Annotated in this window: 18 protein-coding genes; 7 read left to right on the top strand and 11 right to left on the bottom strand. The window is 44.2% G+C overall.

Going from position 1 to position 20,696, the window contains the following annotated elements:
- Positions 1-9 precede the first annotated feature (9 nt).
- Positions 10-2,121 (bottom strand): TIGR00300 family protein, encoded by a 2,112-nt coding sequence (locus LEPTO7376_RS04715; protein WP_015133086.1) that lies wholly within the window; start codon positions 2,119-2,121, stop codon positions 10-12.
- 469 nt (positions 2,122-2,590) lie between these two features.
- Between LEPTO7376_RS04715 and sigC the strand changes: the two genes are divergently transcribed.
- Positions 2,591-3,781 (top strand): RNA polymerase sigma factor SigC, encoded by a 1,191-nt coding sequence (gene sigC / locus LEPTO7376_RS04720; protein WP_015133087.1) that lies wholly within the window; start codon positions 2,591-2,593, stop codon positions 3,779-3,781.
- Between the two features lie 83 nt (positions 3,782-3,864).
- Here the strand turns inward: sigC and LEPTO7376_RS04725 are convergent, their stop codons facing one another.
- From LEPTO7376_RS04725 to menB, 3 genes are all read right to left on the bottom strand, one after another.
- A complete protein-coding gene (locus tag LEPTO7376_RS04725) occupies positions 3,865-5,346 on the bottom strand; it encodes an adenylate/guanylate cyclase domain-containing protein (RefSeq protein ID WP_015133088.1) in 1,482 nt (493 codons plus the stop codon).
- A 186-nt stretch (positions 5,347-5,532) separates the two neighbouring features.
- Entirely contained in the window at positions 5,533-6,372 is an 840-nt protein-coding gene (locus LEPTO7376_RS04730) for a photosystem II manganese-stabilizing polypeptide (RefSeq protein WP_015133089.1), read from the bottom strand.
- A gap of 211 nt (positions 6,373-6,583) precedes the next feature.
- On the bottom strand, positions 6,584-7,420 hold the full coding sequence (menB, locus tag LEPTO7376_RS04735; RefSeq protein WP_015133090.1) for a 1,4-dihydroxy-2-naphthoyl-CoA synthase: 837 nt from the start codon (positions 7,418-7,420) through the stop codon (positions 6,584-6,586).
- Positions 7,421-8,354: 934 nt separating this feature from the next.
- On the opposite strand from menB, the gene LEPTO7376_RS04740 reads away from it, so the two are divergent.
- A complete protein-coding gene (locus tag LEPTO7376_RS04740; RefSeq protein WP_015133092.1) occupies positions 8,355-9,518 on the top strand; it encodes a GuaB3 family IMP dehydrogenase-related protein in 1,164 nt (387 codons plus the stop codon).
- A 180-nt stretch (positions 9,519-9,698) separates the two neighbouring features.
- Here the strand turns inward: LEPTO7376_RS04740 and LEPTO7376_RS26770 are convergent, their stop codons facing one another.
- The gene (locus LEPTO7376_RS26770) at positions 9,699-9,863 is read right to left on the bottom strand and encodes a hypothetical protein (protein ID WP_015133093.1); all 165 of its coding nucleotides are present in this window, start codon (positions 9,861-9,863) and stop codon (positions 9,699-9,701) included.
- Positions 9,864-9,952: 89 nt separating this feature from the next.
- Here LEPTO7376_RS26770 and LEPTO7376_RS04745 point away from each other — a divergent pair, with 89 nt between their 5' ends.
- Positions 9,953-10,735 carry an S-adenosyl-l-methionine hydroxide adenosyltransferase family protein gene (locus LEPTO7376_RS04745; RefSeq protein ID WP_015133094.1) on the top strand — a complete coding sequence of 261 codons (783 nt, stop codon included), beginning with the start codon at positions 9,953-9,955 and terminating at the stop codon, positions 10,733-10,735.
- A gap of 105 nt (positions 10,736-10,840) precedes the next feature.
- On the opposite strand, the gene hpf is transcribed toward LEPTO7376_RS04745, so the two are convergent.
- A complete protein-coding gene (gene hpf / locus LEPTO7376_RS04750; RefSeq protein WP_015133095.1) occupies positions 10,841-11,422 on the bottom strand; it encodes a ribosome hibernation-promoting factor, HPF/YfiA family in 582 nt (193 codons plus the stop codon).
- 552 nt (positions 11,423-11,974) lie between these two features.
- Between hpf and lipB the strand changes: the two genes are divergently transcribed.
- Positions 11,975-12,685 (top strand): lipoyl(octanoyl) transferase LipB, encoded by a 711-nt coding sequence (gene lipB, locus LEPTO7376_RS04755; RefSeq protein ID WP_051188858.1) that lies wholly within the window; start codon positions 11,975-11,977, stop codon positions 12,683-12,685.
- A gap of 48 nt (positions 12,686-12,733) precedes the next feature.
- On the opposite strand, the gene LEPTO7376_RS04760 is transcribed toward lipB, so the two are convergent.
- Together LEPTO7376_RS04760 and LEPTO7376_RS04765 are read right to left on the bottom strand one after the other, a co-directional pair.
- Positions 12,734-13,765: an adenylate/guanylate cyclase domain-containing protein gene (locus LEPTO7376_RS04760; RefSeq protein ID WP_015133097.1), complete on the bottom strand. Its 1,032-nt coding sequence runs from the start codon at positions 13,763-13,765 to the stop codon at positions 12,734-12,736.
- A 145-nt stretch (positions 13,766-13,910) separates the two neighbouring features.
- Positions 13,911-14,654, bottom strand: a complete 744-nt coding sequence (locus LEPTO7376_RS04765; RefSeq protein WP_015133098.1) for a DUF3120 domain-containing protein — start codon at positions 14,652-14,654, stop codon at positions 13,911-13,913.
- Positions 14,655-15,051: 397 nt separating this feature from the next.
- On the opposite strand from LEPTO7376_RS04765, the gene LEPTO7376_RS04770 reads away from it, so the two are divergent.
- The 3 genes from LEPTO7376_RS04770 (at position 15,052) to LEPTO7376_RS04780 (ending at position 18,516) form a co-directional block, all read left to right on the top strand.
- On the top strand, positions 15,052-16,014 hold the full coding sequence (locus LEPTO7376_RS04770; RefSeq protein ID WP_015133099.1) for an undecaprenyl-diphosphate phosphatase: 963 nt from the start codon (positions 15,052-15,054) through the stop codon (positions 16,012-16,014).
- Between the two features lie 6 nt (positions 16,015-16,020).
- Positions 16,021-17,361, top strand: a complete 1,341-nt coding sequence (locus LEPTO7376_RS04775; protein WP_015133100.1) for a TIGR03279 family radical SAM protein — start codon at positions 16,021-16,023, stop codon at positions 17,359-17,361.
- Between the two features lie 165 nt (positions 17,362-17,526).
- Positions 17,527-18,516 (top strand): pentapeptide repeat-containing protein, encoded by a 990-nt coding sequence (locus tag LEPTO7376_RS04780; protein WP_015133101.1) that lies wholly within the window; start codon positions 17,527-17,529, stop codon positions 18,514-18,516.
- A 70-nt stretch (positions 18,517-18,586) separates the two neighbouring features.
- Here the strand turns inward: LEPTO7376_RS04780 and LEPTO7376_RS04785 are convergent, their stop codons facing one another.
- The 3 genes from LEPTO7376_RS04785 to LEPTO7376_RS04795 all read right to left on the bottom strand — a co-directional run bounded on the left by LEPTO7376_RS04785 (position 18,587) and on the right by LEPTO7376_RS04795 (position 20,526).
- Positions 18,587-19,138, bottom strand: a complete 552-nt coding sequence (locus LEPTO7376_RS04785; RefSeq protein WP_015133102.1) for a PD40 domain-containing protein — start codon at positions 19,136-19,138, stop codon at positions 18,587-18,589.
- Positions 19,116-19,388, bottom strand: a complete 273-nt coding sequence (locus tag LEPTO7376_RS04790; protein ID WP_015133103.1) for a helix-turn-helix transcriptional regulator — start codon at positions 19,386-19,388, stop codon at positions 19,116-19,118. The genes LEPTO7376_RS04785 and LEPTO7376_RS04790 overlap by 23 nt, the downstream gene beginning before the upstream one ends.
- 103 nt (positions 19,389-19,491) lie before the next feature.
- Positions 19,492-20,526 carry a hypothetical protein gene (locus LEPTO7376_RS04795; RefSeq protein ID WP_015133104.1) on the bottom strand — a complete coding sequence of 345 codons (1,035 nt, stop codon included), beginning with the start codon at positions 20,524-20,526 and terminating at the stop codon, positions 19,492-19,494.
- Between the last annotated feature and the right edge of the window lie 170 nt (positions 20,527-20,696).

A 20,696-nucleotide genomic window follows, 5' to 3' on the forward strand; every position in this document is an offset into this window, starting at 1 on the left:
TTGATGAGCCTAGACAGTCACACCTACTTCATCATTTAAACGATCAAGCTGACGGGTGAGCAAACTAAGGAACAAACCAACATCAGTCACAACGCCCACAGACTCCACAGAACCACGATCACTCAATTTTGTAACCACAGCAGGATTAATATCCACACAAACCATCTTCACGCCAGCAGGGGTCATATTCCCCACACCGATGGAATGGAGCATCGTAGAAAGCATCAAGACCATATTTGTGCCTTCGAGGAGACGCGAATACTCAGTCTGCGCACGAATTAAATCCATTTCGGTATCAGGTAAAGGCCCGTCATCACGGATAGAACCCGCCAAACAGAAGGGCACATTTTTCTTGACGCATTCATACATGACACCCTTCGTGATCAAACCCTTCTCGACCGCATTGGCGATACTGCCGCAGCGACGCACGGTATTAATCACTTTGAGGTGATGGCGATGGCCGCCCCGCACTGGCACACCTTTATTCATATCGACGCCGAGGGATGTGCCCATCATCGACTGCTCAATATCATGGACGGCGATCGCATTACCACCGAGCAGCGTTTGGACATAACCCTGACGAATCAGACTAGAGAGATGCTGAGCACCACCAGTATGAATAACAACCGGGCCAGCAGTCACCGCAACTTTGCCGCCTTGCGAGCGGATTTTTTGGAGTTCCCAAGCAATATTTTCAACGACAAGTTCAACGCGCCGCTCACTGGACACCCCAGCGCCCATAAAGCTAAATTCTTGCTTATCTTGAGAGGCATGTTTCGTTGTTTTGTGATTTGTGCGAATCCCATCGACACCTACCACAACTTTTTCACCCACCTGTAAATCTCGCAGCAATCGACAACGTGCTTGAATTTGACCGTTATTTTCAGTGATGGCGATCGCCCCATCCATGCGTTGATGAGAAACAGAAATCCATTGACCTCGTACCCGCACTTCTGTCGGATAAATATTTGTCACGTAGAAATCATCTGGCGCAACCCCCATCTGACTGATGGTTTCCAGATCTGCATCTTTCACATCCTCATCAGATGCATTAATCGCCCCCATTTCAATGAGTGCCAACATCATGTCTTCCATCACTGTCGAAGAAGGCGCAGATACTCGAACATTCGCAGAAGAGGTATTTTTACGCTCGAGCCCAAGATTAAAATTCAAAACCTTGGCACTACCACCCTGCTCATTAATTAAATCCAGAGCAGTATTCAGAATGCCAGCATCCAACAAATGACCTTCTAAATGGATAATGCGGCTATCCACAGGATGATTAGCCTGAGGTTCACCTTGCACAGGCTCAGTGGTTTTGAGCGTTAAACATTTTGCTGCACCACCTGCTTTCAAAAACTCAGTGAGGGAGGTTTGGCGAGTCTTAAAGCCTTTGGCATGAATTGCGTTTTCTAGCTCGGTACTGATCTTATTCATAATGATCACGTCGCCGACATTAACCGCGTTACAGGCAAAGTTCACCGCATCTGGCTCCGGTACAACGATACGTTTTTCTTCAGGAATCCGCTTTTCGATCAGAGCATTGGAATAGGTATCAAATGCAGGTGGATAGTAGAGAACATAGCCATCATCGAGAGGGCAGAAACAAGTATCGAGATGATAGAAGCGGGGATCAATGAGGCGCAACGACAAAACTTCCACATCGAGCCATTGAGCAATATAAGCATGGGAATCCAACTCAGAACGGAACCCATAGCCAGCCCACAAGGCACCAGTGCCACGATCAAACAACGCATCACCCGCACCTTCGAAAGGCAAATCCTGAGGGAGCTCATAAACTTGAAAACCATTCTCAGCAAACCATGCTTTGAAATAAGGTTCTTCACCTTGACGTTCGGGATGATAGAAACGGCTGAGGATTGCTTTTTTGCCTAAAACCAAGCCAGCATTTGCAGTAAATACCATATCTGGCCAGCCTTTTGCCGGGGGCACCGACTCAACAATGGCGTGTTCTTTGATAATGGCGTGTAGTGCTTGCCACTGCTCAACAGCTTTTGCCTGGGAAGACTTATGTACATTGCCTTCCATCCATGGATTAATCACATAATCCACATCATAGTGATCCGGAGAACACATCAAAATACGAGTCTGGTCGGTCATGATAAATAATTGTGACGCAATAATATTGGTCGTTTTCTATAAAAGTTGAACTAGCTTCTTTGCGGCGATCGCCCCTCCGTGAATCCGAGTGCGACAGTTCAGTTACCGAACAAGCCAATTGAACATTCTAACGGGATGTCCCTTTGAGTAAAATCTTTTTCGTTATTATTTTCGCGTATTCCCAGCGATATAGGCGTTTTCCGTTGCCAAACCCTAACAATATTGCAGAACAAAAATAACCTTGCAACGTCTAAGTAAAGACATCACTCCATAATAATTTTGCGCAATAATGTGATCCCCTGAACAAAATATAGGGATCGCAAGCGCTATTCTAGTAGTAATACGTATATATCCCAGCTCCAACTGCCCCTAAATACGCAACGTTTTGTAACGAAATATTGTCAAGGGGTTCCGAACAGGGAATTTTAAGGTTAACGGATTCCAAGTAACTCTAAGGAGAATCAGTGCAATGACCGCTATGAACCAGTCCGACAAATCGTCTACCACTGGGACGGCTACTGCATCGACAGATGAATTTGCATTTTTCGATCAGACTGCTACCAGTAATCGTAATGGTCATACGACTGACTTGGTTCGTCTTTACCTGCAGGACATTGGCCGTGTTCCCCTCTTGGAAAGAGATGAGGAATTAACTGAATCTCGCAAGGTTCAAAATTATATACAGCTTTTAGACAAACGGCAAGAGCTGGCAGAGCAGGGCGACGAAATTCTCGCTACATTCTTAAAATTAATTGAAGTCCATGACAGACTAGCCATTGAACTGGGCTGTCGTCCAACAATGGGTCGTTGGGCTGCTGAAGTTGACTTAGATCGGGAAGTTCTCCGTCAGAAAATTCGTGAAGGCAAACAGCACTGGGCAGCATGTGTCGATCTAGACATCAAAGAGATCGAGGCAGTACTCAAAGCAGGTGCTAAGGCAAAGGAACACATGATCCAAGCCAATTTGCGTTTGGTGGTCTCCGTCGCTAAGAAATACCAAAATCGTGGTTTAGAACTTCTAGATCTCATTCAGGAAGGCACTTTAGGTCTTGAGCGAGCAGTAGACAAGTTCGACCCGACAAAAGGCTATCGTTTCTCCACTTATGCTTATTGGTGGATTCGCCAAGGTATCACACGGGCGATCGCCACCCAGAGCCGTACGATTCGTCTGCCAGTCCATGTCACGGAGAAGCTCAACAAAATCAAAAAAGCCCAACGACAGATTTCCCAAACCCAAGGTTGTACGCCTAGTCTCGAAGATGTCGCCAAGGTTTTAAACATGACTGCAGCCCAGGTTCGAGAAGTATTGCAGAAAGTGCCTCGCTCCGTTTCCCTGGAGATTCGTGTTGGTCAAGACCGTGACACAGAATTAGGCGATTTACTCGAAACAAAAGATGCTTCACCAGAGGAAAATCTCGTCAGAGAGTCTCTCCAGCGGGATCTTCGCAATCTCCTCGCAGAACTCACTGACCGCGAGCAAGAAGTCATTCAACTCCGTTACGGCCTTGATGATGGCAAAACCCACTCTCTAGCAGAAATTGGACGGGTTCTAGAGCTATCACGGGAACGTGTGCGTCAGATTGAAGCGAAGGCATTACAGAAACTACGTCAACCCAAGCGTCGCAATTTGATGCGTGACTATTTGGATACGCTTTCCTAAGTTTTTTAGTTTAATCAACAATCCCACTCAGACACTCTTATGGAGTGTCTTTTTTATTCGATGTCAATCCAAGGCAAAAATCTCTACAGCTGATGCTGGCAGGTTCTTGCCAAAGAAACCTTTTTACCGAGGAGAAAATAGGTTTGCATTAAACCTTTTCCCTTTACATCAATTGCTTCCCGTTGTTGGAAACAATATTGATCGCCCAGCTTTTTGTGAAAAGCTTCCGTCACCTGAATACTATTCGGCAACCCCAACGACTCCATGCGACTCGCCACATTAACTGAATCACCCCAGAGATCATAGATAAACTTTCTAGTACCAATCACCCCTGCAACAACAGAGCCACAGTGAATGCCAATACGCAGCTGCAAATTGTATCCACTGACTTGATTGAGGCGTTCCATCTCGCTGAGCATTTCTAGCGCCATATCCGCCATACACATTGCATGGCCTGGTTGTGGCATAGGTAAACCACCCGCAACCATATAGGCATCACCAATCGTTTTGATTTTTTCTAGACCATAAATTTCTGACAAACGATCAAATGACGAAAAAATATCGTTCAGGAGCGTCACAATTTCGGCTGGCTTTTTATTCGCCGAAAGAGCAGTAAAACCGACAATGTCAGCAAATAGAACAGAGACATTTGAAAAACCTTCGGCAACATAATGCCGATTTTCTTTCAATTCCTCAGCAACGGCAGCAGGCAAAATATTTAGGAGTAGTTCTTCTGATTTTTCTTGCTCACGGCGGACGTTTTGCTCTGCTTCAATGCGCTGTTGAATCTCAGTGGTAATACGCGTTAACATCGCACGGAATTCATCCATCACATCGCCTAGTTCATCTTTTCGTTGATGGTTTAGGGAATGGAGCTCAGCAGTATGAATTTGTTCTGGGTTAGAAATGACTAGTTCACCAGCAGTTTGCAGGTCTTCCCGTAGCTTGAGAATTGGTGCAATTACTAGAATTTGCATCACGATCAAGGTCGAAGCTGTTACAAACAGAGAAATAATAATCACGAGCAACCCAATCCGCAGTTTGTACTGGATGAGTTCGGTTTTGATCCCAGCGATATTGTGGCGGATAACGAGAGTACAGTTATGTTGTCCTAAGGCAGACCAGCTGCTGTCGTAAACATCTTCTGTCCAATTTTTGTAATAGGTCTGTCCACCTTCTATAGCCTGCCAATCTAAGGTCGGGCGATCACCAAAACTCGCAATGATTTGACCTACATTGTCATAGACCACAGCCCCTTGCAATGCCAGCATTGGACTCTTATCTTGCATCACAGCAGCCTGTAGTTCTTGGAGGAGCGTATCAGCTTGTGTTGAGGTTAGAGATGTTGCACCCTGTTGTGTCTTGGGTAAATTAGCGACTAGCCACGTGATTTTAATGGAAGTGTGATCTTCAAGCTGCCGGATGAACTCGCGTTCTTGTCGTCTTGCGGAGGGGACAAGAATAATCGCTTCAATAGCAACAATACTGGCAAAAATCCAAAATGCTACTCGCCGCGAAATACGTCGACTAAACAACTGTGCCAAAAAATGTAGTTTCGATCCCATAAATTCTGCCAAGCCCAGGTATCACAGAGTGGCTAATGGTAATGATGCAACCCTTCTTTGATCTTTCTTCGCTCATCCTAGCGAGCAGCCGTATAAAAATTGCGAATTTTATCTGAGATTTCCCTGCAAATTAGCATAAAAAAAGGGGCGATCGCCCCTCGATTGAACTATTTTTTAAAAGATTAATTAAGAAGGCAGCTGTAAACGTGCGTAGAAAATACCCCGTACACGAACCTCTTCAGGCTCTTCAGCACCAAGGTCAGTAGCAGAGGTTTGCTCACTTTCAAAAGTTCCAGCAATCTCGCCAGTTTCGATATCAATCTTCGCTACCTGTAAAGAAATTTCGCCTTTACGAGCATCAAGTTGCTTGATGTTTGCACGAACAAGTTCATCTTCATCCGCTTGGGAAGGCAATGCCACAGCATTGTCATAACCACTAGCAACACCACGAGCCTTAGGATCGAGGAATACTGCACCACGATAGGAAGGAACGCGAAAATCACCGACAAAATCAGTAGAAGTATTGATCGAGTCAGAAGCTGTTTGGGTCTTAGCCACAAGGTTCTTGATTGTGAAAAGGAAAGGAGTCTGCTCACCACCTGGGAGTTGAACAGTTACAGGCTGGAAGTCGATACCATCCAATTCCTTAAAGGTTAGGATGCCATCGTTACCGACAGTAATTTCACCAGTCATCTGCTCAAGGGAAGACGTGTAACGAGTCAGCATTTTGCCTTCGACAAATTCTGCTTCACGACGCTTATTGAGAGGTTCTTCCTTTACGAAATAGGTCTGAGGCTCTAGGCAGAGGTCAGAAAATTCAATAGTTTGCCCAGCTTCAACAGGGATAGAGCCACGGGTAAACTCAGCAATTTGGGGACAGGAATTGGCTAAACCTGTATTTAAAATTTGGTCGTATGTTAATTTTTGGACGTCTACGGACGCAGCATCAGGGGCTTCGCTACATGCTGCTGTCAGAACGCCGATACATAGAGCCAAGAAGGCTGCTAATAACGAACGGAACTTCATGACTAACCTCGTTTTTTGTCAATCTCAGGGCGGGACCTCTTGTCCGGTCCACTGGTATTTTAAAAAGTCTGGGATCTAATAAGGACAAGCTATCCAGTTTTATATCAGAACCTACTTTACCAAATTGGCATCGTTTATAGGTAACGATTCTTTACGGTCAAGGCGATCGCCACTGCATTTGCCAAGGATCGGGGATCACATTTCTCTGGAATTAGGGCAGCCAAGGATATTGCTGGAAATCTGGCGATCGCTTCTCTAAAAATGCCTGTTTACCTTCACGACCCTCTTCCGTCATGTAATAAAGCATCGTCGCATTACCTGCCAACTCTTGCAGACCAGCTTGGCCATCACAATCCGCATTTAAAGCAGCTTTTAAACAACGAATAGCAATCGGACTTTTCGATAAAATCTCCTGCGCCCACTGAATACCTTCTTCTTCGAGTTGCTCTACAGGCACCACAGTATTTACTAAGCCCATCTCTAATGCCTGTTGAGCATCATACTGACGACATAAGAACCAAATTTCCCGCGCCTTTTTTTGGCCCACAATCCTTGCCATGTAGCTCGCACCAAACCCACCATCGAAACTTCCGACCTTTGGACCTGTCTGACCAAAAATGGCGTTATCAGCAGCAATCGTCAGATCACAGAGCAAATGCAGTACATGACCTCCACCAATAGCGTAGCCAGAAACCAAAGCAATCACAGCCTTAGGCATCGACCGAATCAACTTCTGCAAATCCAACACATTCAGCCGGGGAACACCACCAGCATCTACATAACCACCTTCACCACGAACTGACTGATCTCCTCCAGCACAAAACGCATATTTCCCATCCGTATGAGGACCAGCACCAGTCAACAAAATCACTCCTATCCTCTGATCTTCCCTCGCATCGCAGAAGGCATCGTACATCTCAAACACTGTTTGTGGTCGAAATGCATTGCGTTTATGGGGACGATTGATCGTAATCTTGGCAATCCCCGGAGCCTTGTGATAAAGGATATCCTCGTAGCTTTTAGCTATTTGCCAAACAACAGAAGCCATACAAACTTAATTTTTTTTCAACATTCAATGCCAGTCATCTTATCTTATTCTTATTCATTTCCCAGGGATAGATAAGTTCAAAATCAACACAAAGAAATGAGGATAAGATGACTTTGAAAATATGCAGAAAATCATCACTTGAAATTATTTAAAAGCACAAAAAATAATTAATACTTGATCAATCCGAAAATTAAATCTACATTAAGTCCTGCTATGGATCGATGAAAAGTGGACCAATATATAGAGGGGATCAATATTTTTCTATTTTAAGAGCTTTACTATGAAGACCATCCATAAAACATTAAATCAACAATCTCTTACAGATGTAATAAGAGGTGTAGGGACAGGTCGTTGCCTCAAGATCCTTTGCCCCAACTGTGGTTCAGATGCAACTCGCAGACATGCAATCCACTCCAATCTCATTGAAACTGCCTGCCAAAACTGTGATTATTTTCTCGTGCTTTGCTCTGAAACGGGCAATGTAGTTGAAGCTTATGCACCAGGAATTCCTTTCAATTAAAAAATAAACCTTAGCCATTAAGAAAAATCACAGTGTTTGATACCATAACTGTTTTTTGTTAATGGCTTCTATATTTAGCTTGATTCAAAGTCTTAAATCAAGTTCTTCCGCTAAGGATAGACTTAAATATATGTCAGTTTGTTAACACTATGGTAAACAATTTCAGATTTTTTCTATATACATCATTATTTTTAGGTTGTTTTCACAAATATCTTGAGTATTTCGCAATTGAAAAATAGTCTAACTTATCAAAATAAATAAAAGCTTAAATTTTCTGCTTTGATGGCGATCGCCTAATGAATTCAGTCTTTAGGGAGATTGACTGATCCCGAATGTTTTTTTTCAGGAAAACGCGAACAATCAGTTATCCTAGATTGACACATTTTAGTTTTGGCAATCATTTAAGGAGTCAGAGTGGATATTCAGATTGGTCGTGGCAAAACAGCTCGTCGAGCTTACGGATTTGATGAGATTGCCCTGGTACCGGGTGGTCGCACCTTAGATCCAGAATTAGCTGATACTAGCATCAAGATTGGTGATATCGAGCTGAGCATTCCAATTCTGGCGAGTGCAATGGATGGTGTCGTAGATGTTAAAATGGCGGTCCTTCTCTCAGAGTTAGGAGCCTTGGGTGTCGTCAACCTAGAAGGTATTCAGACCCGCTATAGTGATCCCAATCCAATCCTTGATCGCATCGCAGCAGTCGATAAATCAGGATTTGTGGAGCTCATGCAAGAGCTATATTCTGAACCCGTTAAGCCAGAATTAATCACTGATCGTATTAAAGAAATTAAATCTCAAAACGGTTTAGCCGCAGTAAGTCTTACCCCTGTTGGCGCGACTAAATACGGCAAGGTTGTCGCTGATGCAGGGGCAGATATTCTCTTTATCCAGGCGACAGTTGTATCAACATCCCATCTTTCCCCAGAAGGAATTACCCCTCTTAACCTCAAGCAACTCTGTGAAGAGATGCCGATGCCCGTAGTTTTGGGTAACTGCGTCACTTATGATGTTGCCCTTGAGTTAATGCGTGCAGGTGCAGCGGCAGTTTTGGTTGGTATTGGTCCTGGTGCAGCTTGTACTTCTAGGGGTGTGCTTGGAGTCGGTGTCCCTCAGGCGACTGCTGTTGCAGATTGTGCAGGTGCGCGGGATGACTATCAGAAAGAGTCTGGTAAATATGTGCCGATAATCGCGGATGGTGGCATCGTAACTGGTGGAGATATTTGTAAATGTATTGCGTCTGGTGCTGACGCTGTGATGATTGGCTCTCCAATTGCACGTTCTGCAGAAGCTCCTGGCCGCGGTTTCCACTGGGGCATGGCCACGCCTAGTCCTGTTTTACCTCGTGGTACTCGTATTAATGTCGGTACCACTGGCAGTATTAAGCAAATCTTGACTGGCCCAGCAACTCTCGATGATGGAACCCATAATCTCTTAGGTGCTCTTAAAACCAGTATGGGAACGCTTGGCGCAAAGAATCTGAAAGAGATGCAAGAGGTGGAAATTGTTGTTGCACCTTCTCTCCTAACTGAAGGCAAGGTTTACCAAAAAGCGCAAAAGCTTGGTATGGGTAAATAACTTTTCTATATCACCCATTAGTCTGCGTTCAACAATTTATATCTAAACGATACAAAAAAAAGCATCATCTTATTGATGCTCTTTTTTATGCATATTCAGTGCAATCCATCTATGAGTGATCCATACGGATTGCGAGGATTATTACCAATGACGGCGAAAAATCAGAATTATAACGACAAGCTAGATATCAATATTGAGATAGCGAGCTTCTTCTTGAAGTTGACGAATCAAAGACTCATCACCTTGGCTGCGAGCAGATTCAAGGCGTTGTGCTAGACGACGTTGCAAGGAACTACGGTGAGCAGCTTTAGCCTGCTTGGTACGATTATGTCTGATATTAAGCATTTCTTTAAACCTCTCTTTCGGGCGCTAACCTTCCTTTACCATAACAAAAGAAGCATCATTTTGTAGCAAATGTTACAGAATACCAAAAAATGAGATCAATTGCTCTGCTGACTGATTTTGGGTTGCAAGATGGATATGTGGGCATCATGAAAGGGGCGATCGCCACAATTTCAGCAACGATACCTTGCATTGATATTACCCATGACATTCCACCACAGGATCTGTGGGCTGGGCGATTTTGCTTGATGAATAGCGCGCCATATTTTCCTAAGAGAACAATTTTTCTCGGTGTCGTCGATCCAGGGGTTGGCAGCAATCGTCGAAGTATTGCGATCCAATTTGCAGAAGGTTTTTTTGTGGGACCGGATAACGGTTTGGCAAGTGGCTTATTGGATATATTTCAGGCGATCGCCGCTGTTGAGTTAAATAATTCAAAATATTGGCGCACTGAGCAAAACGTTAGCCAGACTTTCCATGGTCGAGATATTTTTGCACCTGTTGCTGCCCATCTCGCGACCGGTGTTTCCCTCAATAACATGGGTACAAATGTGGCGATCGACGCGCTCACCAAGCTCAAACTGGAACCCTACACCCGCAATCACAATCAAATAACTGGAACCATCCAGTATGTTGACCACTTTGGCAATTTGATCACAAATATTCCCAACCACTGCGCCAATGATCTAAGCGAGGTTGTCAGATTAGGCGATCGCCTCATTCCTAAAGTCACAACCTACAGCAATGTGCTCCCTAATCATATTTGCCTCCTACAAGGAAGCCATGGTTGGCTAGAAATTAGCGCCAATCAAAACAATGCTCAGCAGCAGCTATCCTTAACCGTTGGCACAACTCTGACGTTAATCTCTCAATAACAAGAAAAAAGAGAAACCACCCACATCGGGCAGTTTCTCATCACTTACCAAATACAGCTGCCATTAAAACAACAGCAATATTCTGAGCAATCAACCAAACAAATATTATTCCTTGGCTTCACGAGGCTGAATAACACCAAAACCACCATGGTTGCGAGTATAAATCACATTGATTTCATTAGATTCTTTATTTAAGAACATATAGAAATCATGATCCACTAATTGCAACTGCTCCAAAGCTTCATCAATTGCCATCGGCGGCATCGCAAAATACTTCATTCGAACAACTTCTGCTGGCAACTCAGGTGCACGATCACCAATTAAATTTTCTGGAATCGGCTCCGGTGGTAAAAGCTCTGCTGTCTTGTCCTGAATATGAGTCTTTTTGCCGAACTTCTTCTCCTTATATTTACGGAGCTGACGCGCGATCTTATCCGACACCAAATCAATACTGGCATAAAGATTTTCGCTACCTTCCTGTGCCCGAATAACAGTACCATTCGCATAGACTGTCACCTCAGCTTTATGAGTCGAATTCACACGGGCATTATTAGCAACAGACAAATGCACATCAACCTTAGTTGCAAGGGTTTGAAAATGCTTTGTCGCCTTTTCCAACTTGCTTTCGACATAGTCATGGATTGACTCTGTAACTGCAATGTTGTTGCCTTGGATCAATAGCTTCATAATATCAGGTTACTCCATCCTAATAGTTGTCACAAGGGCATTTTGGAGAGATCTTAGAGAATATTGATAGTGAACTAAGAACCAAAATTATTAATAGTTCAAAATGCTCTTGCAGAGTGTTCTCTTAGTATAATTACTAAGATTTCTTTGTTAGTAAAATCACTGTAGCAATTCCAAAAATAACTTTAGTTCAGTAATAACATCTTGGGACGAAAATACAGCTTAAAGTGCTATTTTTGTTCGAAAGAACGCTATCTATAGCGTTATAACAGTAAATATTTACAGATAGTATTCTCTAGGGGATAAAAACAACCGAATATGATGTTGTTAATCGATAACTTAATGTTGTTTTTCTTTGATCTCTACAGGTTCAATTATATTTTTTATAATCGAAGCTTGTCAATTTATCAGGTCTGAAACTTCAAGAAACCTACTTCTCTTTTACAGTTCTTAATTCTTTGCGGATGAGGCATTCAAAACGCTAACATTCCTGACAAAAGGATTTGAATTCTTTTGATGTTTTGTAATTATCTGTAGGATCCCTTGACAGTTTTGGGTAGTCAATCGCAGCTTTTAAATCCTTGTTTGGTTCAGCAATGGTCGCAAGTTTCCTATGAAGTTGCATGGGAGCTCCAAAAAACTTTGGTGGCTCATCATTTAGCTCATACACAATATCCGGATACATTGCTTTTGCTAGAACATCCGCCTGTTTACACGCTGGGGACAGGTTCAGACACAGCTTTTTTGAGGTTCGATCCCGATCAACGGCAAGAGTTGCTATATCGTACGGAGCGCGGGGGAGAAGTTACATACCATTGCCCAGATCAACTGGTCGGTTATCCGATTTTAAATTTGCATCGCCATCAACGGGATCTACATTGGTACTTACGGCAGTTGGAAGAAGTAATTATTCAGCTATTAGCAAGTTATGGGCTGCATGGGGAAAGGATAACAGGCTTAACTGGTGTATGGCTCGATGGTCATAAAATTGCCGCAATCGGGATCAAGGTAAAACGCTGGATCACAATGCATGGGTTTGCGCTTAATATTTGTCCAGATTTGTCGGGGTTTCAGAAGATTGTGCCCTGTGGTATTGGCGATCGCCCTGTTGGCAGCCTAGAGCAATTCCTGCCGGGAATTACAACAGCTCAAGTACGGCAAGATCTACCTGCTATATTTGCAGAGGTTTTTCAGTTGGAAATGATTGAACTACCTCACTCAAATCACATGGATACAAAATCAAACGAAAGTTTGGCTCTTTAAATATCGAGACATCATGAGAGGCGATCGCTGGAGCCAGGATTTCAGTTATTAGTGCAAATTCGGAAAATTACGCTGTGACGCTTGCACAAGGTGATCGAGAAGCAAATAATCTAAGTTTTCGTAACTCGCACAAAATGCAGTAAACAGTTGGTCATATCCTTTCAGAGAAAGCTGGTGCTCAACAAAGTGACCCTTCATGTTGATGCCTTTACTCAGCTGCTGAAAGGTTTCTCGGCCCACTGCCAGATCTTCAGTAAGCTGTTTGGTAGCCGATTCTAACCGGAATGCCGCATTTACCGTATCGCCAATCGCTGTATAATCCGGGCGATCGCCTGTCCCAGTATTCCCAACCATCGCATAGCCAGTATTAATGCCTGCGCCGATCCGCAAATCAAACGGCAACGAAAGCTGGCGCTGCAAATCAGTTGTCATTTGGTTCAGATCGCTCACAGCCTGAAAAACATTTATCAGTTGTTCAGGATCGACTGTTTCCTCACCGTGGAACCAGATCGACATCACCGCATCTCCGATGTATTTATCAACCCAGCTCCCAGAATTTCTAATAATTTCGCCAGCTTGACGGAACCAAGTACCTACAGTCAACGAAAGCGTATGATTATCAACTTGGCGACTAAAGATCGTAAAGTTGCGAATATCAACGACCATGACTGAAATTAAGCGTCGTTCGTGGAGCGTATCTGTAATGGGGTCACTTTCAAAACGAGAAAGCTTTTCCTCCGTACTGTGTTGTGGCAATGTTTTCTTTTCGTCAGACGGATTTTTGAAAATCATCTCCGACTGCCCAAACATTACTCGATCACGATGTTTCAATGTCGTAGGGATATTAACGCGACGGCCATTCACAAAGCTGCCATTACGGCTGCCGAGGTCAATCAAATAAAATTCGCCGTTATCGAGACGCTGGATAATCGCATGGTTCCGGGACATCCATGGATCAGTGATGATGATGCTATTGCCTTTACTGCGACCGACCGTCCAATACACATCACCTACCAATGGATAGTTACGAGAACCATTGGCAGATTTAATGATTAGGTGAGGGGAAAGTAGTGAGGTCATCACTTTTGAATGGGCGATGACAGTTTGAACGCCAGACAAAATTTAGCTGATGTCTATGTTACTTGAATTTAATGTACAGTTTCTGCCAGATTACAGATAAGGCATTTACTAAACTCAACACATTGAGAATATGTATGAGTTTGCCCTAGGCAAAGCAAGCAGCAACCCAGAATAAGCCATCAACTAATAGGGTACTGACCACAGCTCCAGCAAAACCCCAGTAAGGAATTTGCGGCTGTTTAAAGGCCCACCAGCTAATCCCAATCAATAAATTAACAAGTACTACAGCCCAGCTCACACCCCAAGGGGTTTGCATTTGGGCTAAGGCATCCTGAAAGATTGGCATCACGAAATCCGGCTCTGCGTACATCAAACTACGCCAGTACGGAATGAGATCAGCAACGTAGAAATAAATATCTGTGATGGCTGTACCAAGTAAAGAGCCAAGATAAAACAAATGTCCAACTAAGCCACGGCCTTTCCAGAGTCCCCAGACGGCAAAGGGTAATCCGATGGATTCGATCGGTAAGTGGAGATAGGGTTCATAACGCAGCCAACCCCAATAAACGGATCCAGCAAGCCATGTCCAAGCAAATCCCCAGAGGAGGTCACCCCAAATTTCGGTATTTGGTCGCTGCTTAAGGTAATGGGCGATCGCCACCCAAACGCCAGTTAATGCCAAGCTCAACCAAGGCAAGGAGCGAACCAATGGTGCCTGAAAGAAGACAGGCACAGAAACCAAAAATCCAGCCGCAAGACAAACCAGAAGTGGGGTATTGCGGAGGAGATCCTGTTGTCGCTTCAGGACATAGATCGCTCCAATAGAAAATAGGGGATGGTTTAGCAAAATGGCACAGCTATAGGTTTGACGGCGGGACGGGAACCGCAAATATTAGTTGTAAATATTTATGAATGGATTTTAACTTATGATTCGAGTTTTTCTCATAAAGTTAACCTGAAATCTGTCAAATCCATCTCCAAATGGCGCAAGTGAAGTAGTCACGGGATCAAATTATTATGGCGAAATTTGGTGATCGCCTGTCGGATTAGGCAAGCTCAAAGCATCTGAAATATTGGACAATTTCCCAGAAGTGAGCACTTCACAGCGAAGTCTTTAATGTAAACACTGCCACAGTCGCTTAAAATTAGGCCGCTGTAGCACGATGACTTAAATCGGACTAAAACGGCTTTTAATATTGCGTTAAGACTCTGCCTGTATACCAAATAGGTCAAGCAAATTTCGTAATTGGGCGATCGCCACTTTGAGAACACACAATCCTTTTTTTATGCTCAGAAAACAACAATCTCGTCGATGGTTTGACTTCAGTAGTGCAGCGTTACTGGGCTTTGTCACCTTTATCATCCTGAGCTGTTGGCAACATCATCTCAATGCAGCTCCGGCGATCATCCCCATCAAAGGTGTTCAGCTCACTTGGTTTCAAGGGGTTGTTTTAGGATTCGTCCAAGGCTTGACAGAATTTATTCCGATCAGTAGTACCGCACATATGAAAGTGGTTCCAGTGATGCTGGGCTGGGGTGATCCAGGTGTAGCGATCGCTGCGACGATTCAGCTTGGAAGCATTGTGGCAGTGCTGGGTTATTTCTGGAAAGATTTACAGCAGGTGTTTGGTGGCGCATGGCAAGCATGGCAAACCAAAGACTATGAAAAACAAGAATGGCGGCTGTTTTGGGGTATTTGCTGGGGAACTGTGCCAATTTTGATCGCAGGGATCGCCATTAAAACTTTGGTACCCAATTATGATGAGTCGCCGTTACGGAGTCTGACAGCGATCGCCATTGCCTCTATTGTCATGTCGATTTTGCTGGCGATCGCCGAAAAGTCTCAAAACCATGATCGTCAATTTGACCAGTTAACGCTCAAGGATGGGTTATTAATGGGAGCAGCCCAAGCCCTAGCAATCATTCCGGGGGTTTCCCGTTCTGGCTCAACAATGACAACAGGTTTATTTATGAACCTTGACCGAGCTACAGCAGCGCGATTTTCGTTTCTTCTCGGAATCCCCGCAATCACCATTGCTGGACTCGTTGAGCTAAAAGATATTTTGACTAACGATCTAGGCTCAATTTCCCTTGTTACCCTCGCCGCAAGTTTAGCCTCATCTGTCGTTTTTTCTTATTTGGCGATCGCCTGGCTGATCAAATTTTTGCAGAACCATAAAACATGGGTTTTCGTCTGGTATAGATTGGCATTTGGTATGATCATTTTGGCATTTACCCTGCTGCGCTAAGACCCTATGAGTGCCTCCACAGCTAAGCCTGCAAAAATTTTGAGTGTCGTTTCAGAGTCCATTGCCGAAGAGATTGGATTTGAGAAAGGCGACTCAATTGTCTCCATTAATGGCATGCAACCCCGAGATCTGATTGACTATCAGTTTCTCTGTGCTGACGAATATTTAGAATTAGAAGTGCTGGATAAGCGTGGCAAGCAACACCACGTCGAAATCGAAAAAGATTACGACGACGACCTTGGCCTAGAATTTGAAAATGCTCTCTTTGACGGCTTAATTCAGTGCAATAATGCCTGCCCCTTTTGCTTTATCGATCAACAGCCGCCGGGTAAGCGCAAAACCCTTTATCTCAAAGATGATGATTACCGCCTAAGCTTTCTATACGGCAGCTATCTCACCCTCACCAATTTGCCAGAACGAGAATGGCAACGCATTAGTCAAATGCGTTTATCTCCTCTCTATGTTTCTGTCCATGCCACCGAAGCGCCCATCCGCCGTCGCCTCCTCAAAAATGAGCGGGCAGGCGAAATCCTCAATCAACTGCAATGGTTTGCGGATAATCGCCTCCAAATTCACGCGCAAGTGGTCGTTTGTCCGGGTATTAATGATGGCAAGCACCTAGAACAAACATTGCGTGACCTCGCGAAATTTCATCAAGGGGAGCTTCCGGCTGTGGCTTCCGCAGCAGTAGTACCAGTGGGATTAACGCGTTTTCGCCCCCAAGAAGATGAACTCGACCCAGTCAGCCAAGATAAAGCGCGGGAAGTGATTGTTCAGGTGACGGCATTACAGACAGAATTTCGGGAGAAGTTTGGCACCAATTTTGCATGGTTAGCGGATGAATGGTTCCTGATTGGGCGGGAAGATTTACCACCGGAATCTCATTATGAAGACTATCCACAAATTGGTAATGGTGTGGGTTCGATTCGACAATTTATTCGAGATTTTTTGGCGATCGCCGATCAGAAATTACCAGAGACTCTCGCAGAACCCAAAACCTACACTTGGGTGGTGGGAAATGCTGTCGAAAAAGCGTTTAAGCCTCTGGTGGAACGACTCAATCAAGTCAAAAATCTCACTGTTAATTTAGCTGCTTTGAATAGTGATTATTGGGGACAAGCGATCACTGTGACAGGCTTGCTCACAGGCCAAGATTTAGTAAAAAAGCTACAGGGTCAAACATTTGCAGATGGCATTTTGCTACCGACAGTGATGCTCAAACATGATGAGGCAAAATTCCTCGATGACATGATGGTTACAGAAGTGGCGATCGCCCTAGAGAGCGTTATCTATCCCGTCAAAGATATCGAAGATTTATTGAACAACTGTCTCGATCTCACTCACTGATTTGAAGTATTGGGGTGAAATCACTGAAAGCAAGAATCACCCCAAATATCATTGAAACGACATTAAGCAACCATCTGATAGAAAGATTGATATCTGAGGATGAGAACAGGTAACAGCTAAGGATGGCCTCACACCTACAAAGAAAGGATCTAGGCTAGAGACGGAATGGATAAACAAGATCTTTTAATCGCTTATAAACAGGGCGATCGCCTGATGAATGAAAGCAATTTGTCAGGTCTTAATTTAAGTGGTGAACTCCTCAAAGAAGTAAATTTCAGTCAAAGTAACTTTTCCACAGGCGTTTTCGATCGCGCCGATTTTTCCTATTGCCAGTTCCACGACAGCACTTTCGAGCGAGCCTCGTTATTTGGCAGCAATCTCAGTTATGCCAAGCTAGATCGGTGCAATCTCAGTCATACCAACCTAACCAAAGCCAATTTACAAGGCGCGCGCATTAATCACAGCAATCTCAATTATGCTCAACTCAGCGGTGCTATTTTGTATTGGGCATCATTCTACCGAGCACAATTACAAAAAGTTAATCTTTGTGGTGCCAATCTCCGTGGCATTAATTTCCGTGGCGCGGATCTCACTGGCGCCAATCTCAGTTGGGCAAATCTCAGTCAAGCAAAACTAAGCGGCGCAATTTTAGATGATACAAATTTAGATGGTGTTCGGTTACGAGGGGCTTATCTCAATGCGCTGGATCTCAGTCATCGCAACCTTGATGGCCTCGATTTACAGAACATTATCTTTAATGGTGGTCAATGTCATCACACTTATTTAGCCGGAGCGAATCTAACGAATGCTCAACTCCGGCTCACGCAATTTATCGAGACAGTGTTTGACCAAGCGACTCTCTGTCAGGCAGATTTCAGGGAAGGAAATCTTCAACGTGCCAGTTTGAAACGGGTAGAGGCGATCGCCACAAACTTTACGAAAAGCATCCTTATCGAAGCCAATTTTGAGGGAGCAAATCTACAAAACGCAAATTTCTCTGGCGCCAATCTCCGCGATGCCAATTTCCGTAATGCAGATCTGCGAGGCGCAAATTTCACTGATGCGAATTTAAGCAATGCCCAGTTCGATCCCATGCAATTACGAGACTGCACCTTAGCACAAACAATTCCCTCAGAAGATTCAGCAGCAGCCTAAAGCATATACTCAGACAACAATGATGCAGTTGTCTCAACAGAATGTATTCTCTAATAGCAATCTCGACTTCTTATTCCCCTTCGAGAATATCGGCTTGTACACCACGATCAATTACTTCAATGTCCCACTGTCCAGTGCGATCGCCCTCAAACGCGATCCAACGACCATCACCACTAACCGTTGGATTTCTCACTTGTCCAACATAGGTACGCGTTAAATTTTGGCTCTGGAAAGAAGTGCGGTCATATAGATAAACATTCGTCTTGCCTTCTTGTTCTGAGGTATACACGAGATAGCGACCATTACGGCTAATATCCGGCTGATCATAAAACACGTTCGGTTGGTGTAAACCCGGTAAAGGCAATAATTTCCGCTGGGATAAATCATATAAAAAAATCCGCCGCTGCTGACGGCGATCGCTCGCAAAAACGAGAAATCGACCATCATCAGACAAACGGGGATTTTTTTCGCTGTGAATGCTGTTGAGATTGTTACCAAGAGGATCAGCTGCTGGGGTCACATAATTTTGGTTTTGGCAGCTAGCCAGCAACACAACAACACCAATCCAACTGAACCTTCTAATCACAAAAACTAAGACGTTACTCAGCGATCGCCGAACCATTTGGCAGAGTACAGCAGTTGACCTTATCGAGACAAACCTTACCCCACTGCAATGCCCAACGCACAAGGGATACACGATTTTCTGTCGCTGTTTTAGTCAAAATATTACTGATGTGATTGTCAACAGTGCGTTTACTGATCTCCAATTGCTTGGCGATCTCATGGTTGGTTAAACCGACTGCTACAAGATCAACGATCTGAATTTCTCTTTCTGATAAAGCTGCTTGAGTCGCCGTTTTCTCCATTGCCATAGCCCTTTATCTCGCCTGTGTACATTTACTTATCCCTATTGTACGGAAGGATTTTTTTTTCGCTAGCTCTTCCCTGTTTTTCGGGGCTTTACTCACGGATTCTTTACAATTCGATCCCGGGGAAGTCTGCGATCGCCATATCGGATGTAACAATGTGCATCCCAGCTTTGACAAAGCGTTCAAAGGCTTCATCGGCTTGAGGAGTAAAGTCCACCACACCGGGAATAACCACCGGAGAAGTGCAATCTTCTAAGAGGTAAACTTTCTTCGCGAGATTGGGATCTTGGGTCAAAATTTCGGATAGTAAATCATCTATGGTCCAAGCAACGCAGTGACTCTTTGCCTGACCCGCAATAATTACCGCATCAAAATTCAGCAATTTCTGGAGAAAACGGGTATTTTTCTGGGCAATGGGTCGATCCTTGGCATCTTTGAGCACTTCTGGACGAAGCACAGAATAGTTTTCTGTCAGGGGATTGCCGCCTTTGATTTCGAAATTGGTTTGGCTATGGCGCGTCAAATTATGGAAAAACATTGCTTCTTCCACGGCAGAGACAAGAGCATGGCCAATGCCGCCCACCATGGAGTGGTAGGGCCAAATAGTAAGGGGGTATTTACTGTCATCACTGAGTTGTTTGGTGTAGTGCAGGGCAAATTGCTGGAGGCCAACATAATTGCCTTTGCTGATGCTGTAGGCGATCGCCGGATTCACTTTCCAAACGCCTTGCTGGACATCGTCATGGCTAATTGTGCTGGCGGGTTGGGGATGTTCACCTGCATCATTGACCCAAAAAATTGGGTGAAAAATTTGCATCGCCGTGTGAGTATCCATCGTGGGCGCAATCTCAGTCAGGGTATTTAGGTTGCGATAGATAAATTGGCAAAGACGGTCATTATCTTCCACCGCACCCATTCCAGACTGACCACCGACAAACAACTCAAAGTCGGGGATACAGAATGTATTTTGGACATCGATCGCCATCAGACAAATGCGTTTTCTGTCTGTGGCAGCGGGCTTTATCTGATGGGTTTTAATCCAGTCTTCTGCATCTTTCGCCCGTTCGAGATAAGGGACGCGCCAGACTTCGCCAACGGTTTTGGGATTAAAAAAGCTGGGAATGGGTAAAGGAGTAGACATCGAAAGACCTCGGCTTAGCGTGTTTAATCTACACCACTATTGTAGTGTTCAAAATACACAATGTCAATTTATTTAAGTTGAGTTGTTTTTTATTATGGCGATCGCCCAGTTGTCTGAATTCGAAGAACGGATCTAATTTAGAAAGAATTAACAAAAAATTGGGTGAGGAG

Origin of the sequence: [Leptolyngbya] sp. PCC 7376 (assembly GCF_000316605.1) — a bacterium.
Classification (GTDB): Bacteria; Cyanobacteriota; Cyanobacteriia; order Cyanobacteriales; family MRBY01; genus MRBY01.

Coding starts and splice junctions, on each gene's coding strand:
- LEPTO7376_RS04715 (WP_015133086.1), bottom strand. CDS start 2,121: ATGACCGACCAGACTCGTATTTTGATGTGTTCTCCGGATCACTATGAT.
- LEPTO7376_RS04770 (WP_015133099.1), top strand. CDS start 15,052: ATGCTCAGAAAACAACAATCTCGTCGATGGTTTGACTTCAGTAGTGCA.
- LEPTO7376_RS04790 (WP_015133103.1), bottom strand. CDS start 19,388: ATGGCAATGGAGAAAACGGCGACTCAAGCAGCTTTATCAGAAAGAGAA.
- sigC (WP_015133087.1), top strand. CDS start 2,591: ATGACCGCTATGAACCAGTCCGACAAATCGTCTACCACTGGGACGGCT.
- LEPTO7376_RS04775 (WP_015133100.1), top strand. CDS start 16,021: ATGAGTGCCTCCACAGCTAAGCCTGCAAAAATTTTGAGTGTCGTTTCA.
- menB (WP_015133090.1), bottom strand. CDS start 7,420: ATGGCTTCTGTTGTTTGGCAAATAGCTAAAAGCTACGAGGATATCCTT.
- LEPTO7376_RS26770 (WP_015133093.1), bottom strand. CDS start 9,863: ATGCTTAATATCAGACATAATCGTACCAAGCAGGCTAAAGCTGCTCAC.
- LEPTO7376_RS04725 (WP_015133088.1), bottom strand. CDS start 5,346: ATGGGATCGAAACTACATTTTTTGGCACAGTTGTTTAGTCGACGTATT.
- LEPTO7376_RS04785 (WP_015133102.1), bottom strand. CDS start 19,138: ATGGTTCGGCGATCGCTGAGTAACGTCTTAGTTTTTGTGATTAGAAGG.
- LEPTO7376_RS04730 (WP_015133089.1), bottom strand. CDS start 6,372: ATGAAGTTCCGTTCGTTATTAGCAGCCTTCTTGGCTCTATGTATCGGC.
- LEPTO7376_RS04745 (WP_015133094.1), top strand. CDS start 9,953: ATGAGATCAATTGCTCTGCTGACTGATTTTGGGTTGCAAGATGGATAT.
- LEPTO7376_RS04780 (WP_015133101.1), top strand. CDS start 17,527: ATGGATAAACAAGATCTTTTAATCGCTTATAAACAGGGCGATCGCCTG.
- LEPTO7376_RS04760 (WP_015133097.1), bottom strand. CDS start 13,765: ATGACCTCACTACTTTCCCCTCACCTAATCATTAAATCTGCCAATGGT.
- LEPTO7376_RS04795 (WP_015133104.1), bottom strand. CDS start 20,526: ATGTCTACTCCTTTACCCATTCCCAGCTTTTTTAATCCCAAAACCGTT.
- hpf (WP_015133095.1), bottom strand. CDS start 11,422: ATGAAGCTATTGATCCAAGGCAACAACATTGCAGTTACAGAGTCAATC.